This is a genomic window from Acinetobacter sp. BD54 (assembly GCF_044778325.1).
Classification (GTDB): domain Bacteria; phylum Pseudomonadota; class Gammaproteobacteria; order Pseudomonadales; family Moraxellaceae; genus Acinetobacter; species Acinetobacter baumannii.
On the sequence record NZ_JANJEP010000025.1, the window covers coordinates 1 to 13,949 of the forward strand.

General features: G+C 37.9%; 7 protein-coding genes and 2 CRISPR repeat arrays. Of the genes, 1 reads left to right on the plus strand and 6 read right to left on the minus strand.

The window, feature by feature from the left end:
- Positions 1-53 precede the first annotated feature (53 nt).
- Positions 54-3,883: direct repeats of the CRISPR family, unit length 23 nt; unit sequence TTTCTAAATCATCTGGGCGATGA.
- A 97-nt stretch (positions 3,884-3,980) separates the two neighbouring features.
- From cas1f to NQ782_RS19920, 6 genes are all read right to left on the minus strand, one after another.
- Positions 3,981-4,934 (minus strand): type I-F CRISPR-associated endonuclease Cas1f, encoded by a 954-nt coding sequence (cas1f, locus tag NQ782_RS19895; RefSeq protein WP_057093282.1) that lies wholly within the window; start codon positions 4,932-4,934, stop codon positions 3,981-3,983.
- A gap of 11 nt (positions 4,935-4,945) precedes the next feature.
- Complete coding sequence (locus NQ782_RS19900; RefSeq protein WP_000339854.1) at positions 4,946-5,554, minus strand: type I-F CRISPR-associated endoribonuclease Cas6/Csy4; 609 nt, start codon at positions 5,552-5,554, stop codon at positions 4,946-4,948.
- 2 nt (positions 5,555-5,556) lie between these two features.
- A complete protein-coding gene (gene csy3 / locus NQ782_RS19905) occupies positions 5,557-6,618 on the minus strand; it encodes a type I-F CRISPR-associated protein Csy3 (RefSeq protein WP_000151792.1) in 1,062 nt (353 codons plus the stop codon).
- Positions 6,619-6,647: 29 nt separating this feature from the next.
- Complete coding sequence (csy2, locus tag NQ782_RS19910; RefSeq protein ID WP_057093281.1) at positions 6,648-7,532, minus strand: type I-F CRISPR-associated protein Csy2; 885 nt, start codon at positions 7,530-7,532, stop codon at positions 6,648-6,650.
- Positions 7,529-8,695, minus strand: coding sequence for a hypothetical protein (locus NQ782_RS19915; protein ID WP_057093280.1), 1,167 nt, complete (start codon positions 8,693-8,695; stop codon positions 7,529-7,531). The genes csy2 and NQ782_RS19915 overlap by 4 nt, the downstream gene beginning before the upstream one ends.
- A gap of 175 nt (positions 8,696-8,870) precedes the next feature.
- The gene (locus tag NQ782_RS19920) at positions 8,871-9,089 is read right to left on the minus strand and encodes a hypothetical protein (RefSeq protein WP_079745742.1); all 219 of its coding nucleotides are present in this window, start codon (positions 9,087-9,089) and stop codon (positions 8,871-8,873) included.
- A gap of 300 nt (positions 9,090-9,389) precedes the next feature.
- A CRISPR array of direct repeats spans positions 9,390-10,244; the repeat unit is 28 nt; unit sequence GTTGTTCATCGCATAGATGATTTAGAAA.
- 109 nt (positions 10,245-10,353) lie between these two features.
- Here NQ782_RS19920 and cas3f point away from each other — a divergent pair.
- Complete coding sequence (cas3f, locus tag NQ782_RS19925; RefSeq protein WP_057094156.1) at positions 10,354-13,602, plus strand: type I-F CRISPR-associated helicase Cas3f; 3,249 nt, start codon at positions 10,354-10,356, stop codon at positions 13,600-13,602.
- Positions 13,603-13,949 lie beyond the last annotated feature (347 nt).

Here is a 13,949-nt window from a genome sequence, read left to right on the forward strand (position 1 = left end):
ATCATCTATGCGATGACGAACCCACTTTGTAGATATGGTTTTATCTGGATAATTTTCTAAATCATCTAGGCGATGAGCAACTTAAATAGAGTCATGGTCACGCTCATAGAATCTTTCTAAATCATCTGGACGATGAGAAACAAGACCGTATTGGTGATTTTCAGCAAACTGGTTTCCTAAATCATCTGTGCGATGATAAATCATTTTGGAGATTTACATGCTCCGAACTATCATTTTTAAATCATCTGGGCGATGAGAAACAAAAGAAAATGACGGAGAAAATAGTATATATATTTCTAAATCATCTGGGCGATGACGAACGAGCGCCAAATTCTGAATGCCCTGAATGTCAATATCAATACTCAGCGTACATTTCTAAGTCATCTATGCGATGAAGAACCGCAAGATGCGTGTAAAAGGCTACGTGATGAATTTCTAAATCATCTAGGCGATGACGAACAAATTAAATGCTCAGATAGCTAAAACTATTTGTTGCTAAATCATCTGGGTGATGAACAACAATATGTTAGCCAATATCTCGTTTGATGCTGCTTTCTAAATCATCTGAGCGATGACGAACATTGGCTGGATTGTCCATATTATTCAAACGATTTTCTAAATCATCTAGGCGATGAGAAACCAGTAGACACCGCCTACAGGTAACACCGTCTATTTCTAAATCATCTGGGCGATGAAGAACCTTGCAGATAGATCAATTGATAATTTGCTCATTTTCTAAATCATCTATGCGATGAAGAACCTTTGCCGCCTAATAGCACACGTGTTGAAGCTTTTCTAAATCATCTATGCGATGAAGAACGCTATGTGTCGCTTTATCAAAGTAAATGGCTTTTTCTAAATCATCTGGGCGATGAGCGACGAAGAAAGTGATGGTCATATCTTCAGTGAGATTTTCTAAATCATCTGAGCGATGATCAATATATTGGATTAAAGTCCATCATTAGAAGACGTTTTCTAAATCATCTAAGCGATGAGCAACAAAATGGCTACAAGCTCATTAAATCATTTGAATTTCTAAATCATCTGTGCAATGAGCAACTCCATTAGCTACAGAAATAGTTGAGCATTTAATTTCTAAATCATCTACGCGATGAGGAACGCGTGGGCTAAAAGCCAATTCGCACTAATACCTTTCTAAATCATCTGGGCGATGAGAAACCTTATACATTTGGTGTTCAGAAGGACTATGACTTTCTAAATCATCTGGGCGATGAGCAACTGTAACGTAAATCTTCTGAACTTGACCCCTGTTTTCTAAATCATCTATGCGATGAGTAACGTGAAAATCGATATTGATAAATTAGCAAAACATTTCTAAATCATCTATGCGATGAAGAACAGCTTTTCTATTCGGCCTACTGGATTCTCAATTTTCTAAATCATCTATGCGATGAAGAACTGGCGAAAGCATCCAAACACTTTTTTTGTCAAATTTCTAAATCATCTATGCGATGAAGAACATTTAGTCAATACTTTAACTGGTGGTTACAAATTTCTAAATCATCTATGCGATGAAGAACTCGGTTCAAAACGCTGAGCATATCTATATTGTTTTCTAAATCATCTATGCGATGAAGAACTACCTGTACCCAAAGAGAATGGAATTTCTCAAGTTTCTAAATCATCTATGCGATGAAGAACGTAAGAATTGGTTTAAGTCAGCAACAATACAATTTCTAAATCATCTATGCGATGAAGAACTCATTGGCAATGAAAGAGACCTATTAAAGAAATTTCTAAATCATCTATGCGATGAAGAACTTCTTGATCAATTTCTTGTTGGGCTAACTAAATTTCTAAATCATCTGGGCGATGAGTAACACAAAGATTCTGGGTTCTGCTGTTTCTGCTTTTTTCTAAATCATCTGGGCGATGAGTAACCAGGTTTAAGAAATTCTCTGAATGATGATCGTTTTCTAAATCATCTGGGCGATGAGTAACCTCCTATGAATGTGTGCCCCTAGTTACAGCTATTTCTAAATCATCTGGGCGATGAGTAACATTGCGCTATAACTTTGTCCTGAAACTTTGCTTTTCTAAATCATCTGGGCGATGAGTAACTTCCTCAAGCGTTTTTAGATCTGTCGCATATTTTTCTAAATCATCTGGGCGATGACGAACACATCGACTAATGCAAAAATTCGCTCTCTCATTTTCTAAATCATCTGGGCGATGACGAACATGAGACACCTCAAAAGAACAAGCGCCCGATATTTCTAAATCATCTGGGCGATGACGAACTTTCAAGTTTCGCACATGGTAGCGGTCCAGATTTTCTAAATCATCTGGGCGATGACGAACGAACCAAACATCTTTAGAGAAAGGTTGGCTTGTTTCTAAATCATCTGGGCGATGACGAACTTGGCTAGGCGTTTTCATCGAATAGTGGTATTTTTCTAAATCATCTGGGCGATGACGAACAAACAGTTCGTTATATTTATAACCTCAATGAATTTCTAAATCATCTGGGCGATGACGAACCACAGGTATTGATTTACCAGAGGACCGCATGTTTTCTAAATCATCTGGGCGATGACGAACGCTGCAGTTGCTCCCATGTCATCAAGCTTTGTTTTCTAAATCATCTGGGCGATGACGAACGCCGAAACTGCGCCCGCCACACTCCCCCCGTATTTCTAAATCATCTGGGCGATGACGAACACAGACGGTTATGCACTAATCAGTTCAACAGTTTTCTAAATCATCTGGGCGATGACGAACGTGCTTAGTCGACCACCAGTTCAGCCGTTAGTTTTCTAAATCATCTGGGCGATGACGAACTTAGCTATCGTGAGACTGACATTGAGGGATCATTTCTAAATCATCTGGGCGATGACGAACGCTCATAAACTGCATCGCGATAACCGGATAAATTTCTAAATCATCTGGGCGATGACGAACGTGCATTATCTGATAATGCTTTTTCAGCTTTAATTTCTAAATCATCTGGGCGATGACGAACATGTCATAAGCGAAGGAATCAACTCAGTATTTTTTCTAAATCATCTGGGCGATGACGAACCCTATAAAGACGGGATTTCCGCAATGATTGATTTTCTAAATCATCTGGGCGATGACGAACGGAATAACGGCTGTGCCATTTGTTCGGGCTGGTTTCTAAATCATCTGGGCGATGACGAACTGTAATCATTTTTCTTGGAACAAATGACTACCTTTCTAAATCATCTGGGCGATGACGAACGCTCGACCTTGACGTAATCAAACTGGGCTTTGTTTCTAAATCATCTGGGCGATGACGAACAAATCCATGATCATCCTCCTTACAACTGGGATTTTCTAAATCATCTGGGCGATGACGAACAGATAAGGTTTCTGGTAAGGCTACGAGTTTCTTTTCTAAATCATCTGGGCGATGACGAACTTATTAAAGAACATGCCCCAGATGGCGCAATATTTCTAAATCATCTGGGCGATGACGAACATCTAAAACCGGATGTTGTGCTGATTATCCTTTTTCTAAATCATCTGGGCGATGACGAACCCATCGATCATTGCAGAAACGCCGTTTTTGAATTTCTAAATCATCTGGGCGATGACGAACCTTTACCATGGTTGCAGAAGAAAAGATGTGAATTTCTAAATCATCTGGGCGATGACGAACTGGGTAGGCAGGTTTAACCCCTTTTTCTTCTTTTTCTAAATCATCTGGGCGATGACGAACAAGGGGCAGGGCTATTCACCTGCTGTTATAGATTTCTAAATCATCTGGGCGATGACGAACGATTTTCGCGGGCTGCCTCAAGACATTCTGCTTTTCTAAATCATCTGGGCGATGACGAACACGATATGGGGCGGTCACTATGACCGCCTTTATTTCTAAATCATCTGGGCGATGACGAACTAGAGTTAAGTTAAAACAAAACTCTTAAAATCAATTATATAAGTTTTTAATGAGTGAAAATACTTCGTTATGAGGTACTTGGGTTAAATGTATGATTTTATTTGATTTTACTACATATGTCAGTAATGAAGCTAAACATGTAATCTAAAATATCTTGGTCTTGGCATGTTTCAATAAGCTGCATTCGGAATTCTTTTTGATTTAATCCTCTTGCTGCACATGTAAAAGCGAGTGGCATTACAAAAGCATCTTTAACTAGATCAGCTAGGTCAAAGACTAGACCTCCACGACGTGTTTTACCGTGCAAAATAGGGAGGGCAAAGCTAATTCCCATTCCATTTAAAGCAACTGCTGCATAGCCATAGGCAATATAGTTTCCATGATCGAGGTAGCTGTTGGCTATATCAGCAATAGTGTCGTGAGAATTTTTTCCTTCATCCCGAATAAACTCAACTCCAAAGCCTTTAGCAAGTTGTTTGTATAACGTTTTAGCCCAACGTCCTTCGGCTGCAAGTAATTCTTGTTGATTTTCGGAGCTATCAATATCTTGTTTAAACGTATTTAAAGCATTTTCATCAATATAAATACCCGATTGAATCAAATCAAAATTCTTCTTCCATGATTGTGATACGAGGTCAATACGTTCAAGTAATAATATTTTTGCCATCAGTAAACGTGCATCATCTTCTAACCATGCTCTCATCCAAATTTGCATATATTCAGTAGGGCGATATTCACTTTGGGGCGCTAAAAATGTTAAGTCTAATGATGAAAATAAAGGGGAACCGCCAGAACCGCAAAACCCAACCATGACATTAGATTCCGCTAAACGTCTGGCAGCCGCATCTGTTAATGAGCTGCCTTTGCCAAGTAGTAAAAAGGCGGTGTTTTTCTCTGGAATATTATAAAAATATTCCACAGGTTGTGAGTTCTCCGTCAAGTAAACAATTCGATCATTTTTTAAAACGACACGAACTTTTTCTAGGTAAAATACGCAGGCACGCTTTGAAAGCATAAGTGGGCGGCTGCGTTCTTGACGGAGTTGACTCATATTATATTTCCTTAAAAGACGGGTAGGGCAAAAGGACTTTCCTTACGGGCAAGCCCGTAGCTATCTGGCAGTCCGTATCCCGCGTTTTCACTCTCCTGAACATCAATAATGACTGTAAAACCATGACCTGTACTACTGACCACCTGAAAGAAGGGCATTCCTTTGGCCGTTTTTAAGCGTCTATCTCTTAAAGGTTCATTTTGGTGGGAAAGCTTAGTACGTTCAGATTTCAGAGTTGGAATACGAAACTTTCGATAACTTTTCCAACCAGAAATTTTGGCAGTAGGAACAGGAATTGCGGCACCTAAAACGGTATAGTCGCGAATTTTCCAGTGTCCTTTAATTGCCTCGATTAACTCATCTAACTCATCCTGTTTTTCTGCAAAAATTCGCAAAATATCAAAGTTAGGTTTAGCCGAACGACCATGTTTTTTTTCAAATTGTTCCTGCTTCGCTTTCAATTTATCAGATATCTCTAGTGCAAGAGCGTAATGCGCAGGCAGTTTCCGAAAAGCACCATGAATCACGGTGTAAATTTGATTACGAATATGACCAAGTTTTAAATCCGTATCGTCTGATGACTCAAGAACACGGATATCCAGATAGTAATTGGCATCCATGATTATTCACCCTCGGAGTACACGCCACCACGAATTAAACAAGCAATTAGGAACATACCTTTTTCGCTGTTTGGATCAAGCTCATCAATTTCTTTTAAAATATCGAATGCAGAAACTTTGTCTTTACCTACGCGATAGAAAATCTGACCTTCTAGGTTTGCACCGTTAGGCTCTACCGCAATTGGTTTCTCATCGTTTTCTTTAAACAATGGATACCAAGTATCAATTGTTCTTAGAGCATTTCCAATTTTTTGGTCACGTAAAGCAGCTTGCCCCAGATATTGGTTGTCGTTTGCTTGGTGGTCTGGTTTTTTCGGTGTTAATTGATACAGAGATCGAGAGAAACCTTTTGGTTTATCTTCTAAATAATTTTGAGAAGGGAAAACTTCTACACCACCCATTCCGAAGTCAACAATCGCTTCAATATGTAGTGCTGCACTTGTGGATTCACCTGTAATTCCTTTTAACAAAATTTCTGCTAGTTTTTGTTCTTGTTCAGACGGTTGATCAAAACTTTTAAGGTTATAAGAAAGAGCATCAAAGCTAAATATTTCAGGGTAGTCTTGAGCAGTCACCTGAATGGTAATGCTTTCAGCGACAATACGGTTACGCCATAACCAGCGGCCATTCACAATATTACGTACATAACGACGCACAACTTCTTTTAGTCCATCGCTTTCTTTGGCACGATTTACAAAATTTAAGAAAGCTTGGCGGAAATTATATTCTTCGGTTTTGTCAGCGCCAGCTTTAGACGCACTTGCAAACAGTACATAGCTCAAGTCAATAAAACGAAAGTCCCATTTCACCAAAAGTTTAGCTTTAGGTTGTAATTTCGCAGATTCGGTAAGCTGAATATTAGTGACTTCACGAGCAAGAGAGTTGCCTGTTGCAGCACCTTTTTCTTTATTACCTGCTACGTTTTGAGTCCCTCGAATTCCGTGATACATCACATGTAACGGCTCTTGTTTACCATCTTCAAATAAATTAAAAAAAGCCCCATCACTCACCACTGTACCGCGTTGTAAAGAAAGGCTGCCCGGTAATTTCTTAAAAATTGTCATGTGAAAAATTCCTTATGTTTAAAAGTGAGTTATGCATTGATGCAATTTTGTTTTAAAAGAAAAATGTCGTCTTGCGGCCAGTGGTAGGTCCACAATAATTTTTGCAAGTTATGCCAAGTGTCATCCTCAGCCTCAGTATTTCTCTTTAGAATCTCACCTAAAGAAAAATACTGAATAATGCCGGTAAGCGGTTCTGCATAGGCGTGTGCTGTATTTTCCTGATCTTGTGCTTGGCGAATACCAGCTCGTTGGTCTGTGAGTGGCTCAAGTAGGGCATAACCCAAATTAGTTGCCGATATCCAACTTAAATTTTGGTCATTAAAGAAAGCTCTAAGTGCATCTGCTTTTAACGCCAACAGTTGGGTAAATGCCTGAACTCGATTAATTTGTTTACGTTGCTGATATTCAATAAGCAAATCTTGTCGATCTAAAATGGCAAATCCAGTTTTGATTTTCTTTAGGGCTGTTTCTAGTTCATTTTCAGCATGTGTCGTAATTTCTAAAAACTCGATAATTTGTCCACCAGCAAAACGGCTACGTTTAAGTATGTTTGTTAGTTTTTCTGGACTAATCCGAGAGCTAGAAAATTTGATAACAAGGCTAAACTCTAAATGACAAGATGCGGTTGGTTGTAAAGACAACGCATATTTATTTTTAGAAGAATAGTCCTTTTTACCAATAAACACGGCACCACGACGTTGAGCAGGCGTAAAGCGGCCATAGGCTTGTCCACCTAAACGCTGTTGGTCATGATGAATATAAATAATGCCTTCTTCTTGAGTGCCTAATTGTCTTGCCAAATGATGTGCAAACATATTGGCTGCAAACAAAGGCACACCACCTAATAAGAAGCCATTAGTTTGCATATTTGCATTTTGTACTCGCATACGAGGAATAACGACATAACGACTCATCGAATAATCTCCCGTAAGCGGCGGGCGATATAACCTTCTGAATTGCTATCTAGGCTAATCGTTACAGTTTCATTATTTATTTCTATATCAAAGGTTTCATTGGTGATTTTTCTAGCAAGATAATCTGAGAACTTTATTCTCCAGTGATCATCTCGTAGTTTTGGGTCAATCAAACCTTGTAAAACAAACGAAAGGCTCGGATGAACCCAGAATGAAGGACGCTCAATTTCTTCCATACTTGGTAAAATTGATTCAGCCTCTTCTAAAATATTTTTTTGAAAAGTCGCCTGTCTTAATACATCTTTAGCAAGGATATTCAGGAAAATAACTTCCTGATCTCGAACATCCCGATTGGTAGAGGGAGCGAAAATCTCGAGGTCATGCCAATTTTGAATGGTATTCGTCGCGGTGATAATAAGTTGGCGATTTAAAATTTCTGACCACTCTTTAATTGCTTCTTTTGCCCGTTTAGTTCCATTAAGCAGTTTTATTTTGCGGGATAGACGTATCGTAAATCCGTTATAGAAAATCGCTAATGCTTGGCGTACTTTTTCACTTGCTTGAGGAGCATCCACTGTAATAGGGCGTTGCATTGAACGAACGAGGCTTCCCACATTTTGTGGATTGGCTCCGCCTATGCCAAAAACAGCAGTTTGAATGCGGTTAAATTCACTGTCTTTTTCTTTGCGTAATTCATTTACAGCATCAACTTCTTGGTTCACCAGATAATTTACGCCAGCAGCAGTAAGTGGGCTAACTGAAACGTATTCACCATTTTTTGGAATTAAAAGCTGGCGCATACGTATATCAATGTTTTCTGTACCTGCTTGATACGGCTCATTAAAAATAGATGAAATGGATGGCTTGAGCTGTTCCACTTGTTGTTGAAACTCAGCTTCTTCTGAACTGATATCATCATTAATCATGGCCGCTTTTACGACTTTAAAAATAGAAGCCGTTTTACCTGCATTTGCCTGATAATCGGTTGGAATAAGGAAGTCTTCATTTAATAAAGTTCGAGCACTGAGATAGGGTAAATCAAGTGCTTGTTGTTTACTTAAACGAATTCCACCTTTTTCAATATTGGAATTAATCGTCTTTAAACTAAAGTGTACCGATTCTTCTAAAGCGTTTATAAAAATATCAGTTTGTGGTTCAGGCATTATCTTCCCCGTTTTTGTTATCTAGCCAATTTTTAACACATTATTTGAAAAATGAAAGTATTGAAGAAACACTTGGCGTCATAAATTGTCGCCAAGTGTTTTGAACATTAAAGTGACTGGTAATTAATTTAAATAAAGCTGACCTTATTCATAAATATCGGCTTTAAATAGAGTTCTAGCTGGTATGACATGCATTACAGCAGTAATAACATCCGTTGATTCGAGCATTAGGCCATCTTCTTCTTGCTGCTAAAACTGCGCTAAAGCAATTCAAATGCTCACCTAAATCTACTCTGTTTTGAGGATATGGCATGAATGAGCAACCTGTTGTTAGGTTGTGAACTTCATAATCGCCATTTGCTTGAACATTTTGATTGATAATGAATTTAGACATAGATTTTACTCCTCACAAATCATAATGATTGAAAGTAGACCTACGCTTTGCTGTATAGCAGTATGAGACAAAAGTTTAAAATGTTGTGCTATCATTTGGATAGTCCTTCTTTAAGTTATAGAGCTTTGGAAACGGACAAAAGCAGATATGAAGTTTTCGACGGCTAAGTATCTGCTTTTTTATGTTCGTTTAGTATTCAAAATATATAGTTTTAATATGTAAGTCAAATAAAATATATATATAACTATTAAGGGATATACTTTACTGATTTCAATTAAGAGTTATACTAAATGCTTAATCCATCAACTGAGATGGTTGAGAAATTAATAGTTATTATTAATTTTTATGTATCTATCATCGCTTAGATGATTTAGAAAATAATCTTATAGGTGTCACGGCCATTAGGTTTGTTGCTCATCATACAGATGATTTAGAAATAGCCCTTCGGCTTGATGATTATTGAGTCTTTGTTATTCATCGCATAGATGGTTTAGAAATATCGTGTATTTGATTCTAAAAAGAAAGTGAAGTTATTCATCGCCCAGATGATTTAGAAAAAACTCACGAATAAACTGTTCTGGTTTCATTGGTTATTCATCGCATAGATGATTTAGAAACCCAAACTTCCCGACCATTCTCGATATAAGCAGTTGTTCATCGCATAGATGATTTAGAAATGCGCCAGTCGGTGCCGTACCTAAATTTACTGGTTGTTCATCGCATAGATGATTTAGAAATTTAAGCAAAAAAAGCCCCTTAAAAGGAGCGTTGTTCATCGCATAGATGATTTAGAAACAGATCGTTGACGAGCTAGGCGCGACACCAGAGTTGTTCATCGCATAGATGATTTAGAAATTCAATTGTGAAGTCTTTGCCCAGTAATGAAGGTTATTCATCGCATAGATGATTTAGAAAATTCGATAGACTGATTCTATAAGCTTATTTGCGTTGTTCATCGCATAGATGATTTAGAAATTTCACCGAATGGCGATGGATTCAAGCCACAGGTTGTTCACCGTATAGATGATTTAGAAAACATTCAAAGAGGCTCATCGAATCCAATCGAATTTTATCATCGCTCAGTTGATTTAGAAATTATCTTGAACCAGTGAAGCCGCGTTTTTACTGTTTCTCATCGCTTAGATGATTCAAAATTTAAGACGACGTATTTTGTCGTTAAAAGGTTGTATTAAGCTGATAAAAACTTTCTCTTTTTAAAACAAAAGATTATATTTTTATGATATTTAAACTTTAACAATAAATTATGCATGTCATTCTCATCTCGGCTTGTGAAAAAAGAGCTTTAAAGAAAACTCGAGCGATTTTGGATAGCTATGCTATTCGTACAGGATATTCGTCTTGGCAAGCACCAATGACAATGGACGGCTTAAAAGAAATTCGTAGTGCATTAAAAAAAGTAGCCACCCGACAAACTGCGGTGGCCGCTTACATTAATTTTGGTGTGCGAAGAATGAAGCTTGCATGGGTTGTAGGAGCAAGACATAAATTTGCCCATGACGGTGCATATCCAGTTGCATCGACCAAGAAACAGCAAAAGTTATTGATGCTAGATGAATGGGTCAAAGCAAGTAGCTTGTTGGCGGGTGCAGCAGGGGACATGCATGATATTGGTAAGGCATCCCAACATTTTCAGAAAAAATTAAATCCAGAAATGGCAGGGCAAAAAATTAGAGATGATATTCGACATGAATGGCTGTCTTTAAAACTATTACAACAACTAAGAAAAAATGGATGGGACTGGCAGCTGGCTTGGAAGAATTTAGGTAAAGGTTTAGAGAAATTTACTTTAGGTGATCGACAAGAAATTGAACAGGGAATCCAAAACGAGTTAGAAGCAGTCGATTATTTAGTTGTTACGCATCATGGCTTATTAGGTGTTGAGCCTAATGGTAATGGTAAGGACAAACCACCTTTCGATTCGTTACCTCACTATGAAAATCATGTTCGCACACTAGTTCCAAGTCGTGAGCAACTTACGTGTGCAGGTGAGTTGCCAAACTCTACTTTTAAAAGCCATCAAAAACGTATGCAGCGTTTAACTGCATTAGTACCACAACAAAAAACAGACCAGCTTTTATATTGGAAAGCCTTGGCATTGCATTCACGAGCAGCTCTGATTCATGCCGATCATATTGTCTCGGCACAACAATATTCTTTGCAAAAACCTGAAAATGTATCGTTATTTGCAAATACAAAGCTTAAAATTATAGGTTCAGACAAGAAAGCAAAATTACAGGACCAGCCACTAGAATGGCATTTACACCAAGTGGGTGATCGGGCTTCACGAATCGCAGTTCAAATGATGACTGATTTGAGTTTATCTGGTCTATCTGAGCAAACAGTTGAATATATTTGCCAGCCAACAACTCACCCGCGTTTCCAATGGCAAAATATTGCAGCAAATGCATTGCAAAAAAATATACAGAAGCATCCTGAAACACCAGCACTCGTATACAATATTGCAGGGACTGGAAGTGGTAAAACCCGCATGAATTTGCGCGCCGCTTGTACTTTACGACCAGATGACCCAAGACTAGCGATTGCGCTTAATTTGCGTTCTCTAACTTTGCAGACTGGGCATGCACTTAAAACGTCAATGAATCTATCGGATGATGAAATCGCCGTGATTATTGGTGATACTGTTACTCAGACTTTATTCGATCAAAGTAAAGAGAAAATTGAGTTTGTTGATGAAGATGAAAATCATCCAGAACCTATTTTTGATGCTTGGGGTGAGGACTGCGATTTACCTGAATGGTTACATCCATTATTTACGGTTGAAAAAAATGGACGTAAAGTTTTAGATCAAAAAGAAACGACCATTCTTGCTTCGCCATTATTAGTTTCAACCATTGATTATCTGATTGCAGCGGGTGAACCACATAGACAAGGACATCACGTTAAGGCATTACTTAGAGTGATGAGTAGCGACTTGATTTTAGATGAAGTTGATGGCTATGAACCTAAGGCATTGATTGCTGTTTTACGCTTAGTCCAGTTAGCGGCAATGTATGGTCGAAACGTTATTTGTTCGTCGGCAACCTTATCACTTACAGTTGCCAAAACAATTCATCGGGCTTTTGAGTCGGGTATGCAAATGCGGGCAGCCCTTTATGGTGCCGAGAAAAAATCAATCATCGCGATTATTGATAATGAGCTTAAACCACAGGTCTGGTTAGAAAGATCAAATCAAAAATCAGAATTTAATACAAACTACCAAAAACATTTAGATAATTTACAAGTTCACTTGCTTTCTAAGCCTACCCATCGACTGGCTCAGTTGCTTTCGTTACCTGAAACTACAGTTTTATCGTGGAAACAGTCGGTATTGGAAGGAGTAAAGCAACTTCATCAAGAGCATGCATGGACTTTTAAAAAGACCGAAAAGAAAATTTCTTTAGGACTTATACGGGTTGCCAATATTAAACATGCAATTCGACTTGCCCAATTTCTATCAGATCATTTACCTGAGGCAAAAGTAGCTTGTTATCATGCAAATGACTGGCTTATTTCAAGATTTTATAAAGAGCAACGTTTAGATCAGCTTTTAACACGTCATAAAGACGGTAAAAAAAGAAAAACTGGTAATGAGCAGATCGAGCAAGATGATGAAATCATTGACCTCATTCAAAAATCTAATTCTCTAAATATTCCATTTATTGTGATTGCAACACCAGTGGAAGAAGTCGGGCGAGATCATGATTTCGATTGGGCGATTATTGATGCATCAAGTGTGCAGTCAATTGTACAAACAGCGGGTCGTGTTAATCGTCATCGGTTAGAAAAAGTACAGCAACCCAATATTATGATTCCACAATGGAATTATCGTTATTGTGAACAACGTGATATTGAAAAACTTAAACAACAAAGTAAACAGCGTCGCCCTGTATTTATATACCCTGGCTATGAAGGATATGGTTTATCGGTAACATCAACTTATTCATCTCAAGATTTAAAAGAGCTTTTGCCGTGGGATCATCAATCTCAATTAATCGTTAATGCTCGATTGCGTTTTGACCAAGTGGGTTGTCTATTTGCTAAGTTAGATGATGAGCAAATCAAGAATTTTTGTAAAAGCTATTTTAACGATCAAGGGGAGCAGTTATTTTCTCGGTCGGATGTAGATGCAAGTATCATGACAGAGAATATTTATAATTTAACGCCTTTACGAGAACGTAACTATCAAGAAACCTATATGTTTGAGTGGACTAATAGCTTGATTGTTAAAAAACAAGTTTATGGTTTTGATGAAAAAGCGACTAAAGCTTTAAAATATCCAAAATATGGTTTGGTATGGGACCAAGTGAAGTTCGAAGAAATTCCTGCTAAGCCACAAGCATGGTTAGCTCTCGATCCACAACAAATGAAAGATTACTGTTATGAGTACCAAATTGCCAATGAGCAAGGCTGCCGTATATCTTTAACACCTTACAATAGAGATGAAGTGCCTACTTGGTCTTATGATTATGGCTTTGGCGTGATGCAAAAATAGATTACTAAAAATAAGGTTCTCGTACGCAACAGAAGCTTAATTTTTATATCGACTTAGAGTAGCCTTCCATCGCAGCTAATTTTATTTTTATAGTATCGCTGTTTCTTCATTAGAATTTTGTTTCTTGATTCGTTAGAAATACCTCAAAATGATATGTAGGTTAAGTGAAATGACTTTTTTATCGTGTAATGAAATTTATGAACTCATGACAGATCTAGGGGGCTTTGTTGCACAAACCTATCTCTAAAGGCTTATTCCACAATATAATTTTCAAATGAATAAGTCGACACCTAAAATTTATCGCACAACCAATTGGTCTTCATATAACCGAGCTCTCATTAATCGTG

Excerpts from the sequence above, each read along its gene's own strand:
- csy2 (WP_057093281.1), bottom strand. The coding sequence starts at position 7,532 with ATGAGTCGTTATGTCGTTATTCCTCGTATGCGAGTACAAAATGCAAAT.
- cas1f (WP_057093282.1), bottom strand. The coding sequence starts at position 4,934 with ATGAGTCAACTCCGTCAAGAACGCAGCCGCCCACTTATGCTTTCAAAG.
- NQ782_RS19915 (WP_057093280.1), bottom strand. The coding sequence starts at position 8,695 with ATGCCTGAACCACAAACTGATATTTTTATAAACGCTTTAGAAGAATCG.
- NQ782_RS19900 (WP_000339854.1), bottom strand. The coding sequence starts at position 5,554 with ATGGATGCCAATTACTATCTGGATATCCGTGTTCTTGAGTCATCAGAC.
- NQ782_RS19920 (WP_079745742.1), bottom strand. The coding sequence starts at position 9,089 with ATGTCTAAATTCATTATCAATCAAAATGTTCAAGCAAATGGCGATTAT.
- csy3 (WP_000151792.1), bottom strand. The coding sequence starts at position 6,618 with ATGACAATTTTTAAGAAATTACCGGGCAGCCTTTCTTTACAACGCGGT.
- cas3f (WP_057094156.1), top strand. The coding sequence starts at position 10,354 with ATGCATGTCATTCTCATCTCGGCTTGTGAAAAAAGAGCTTTAAAGAAA.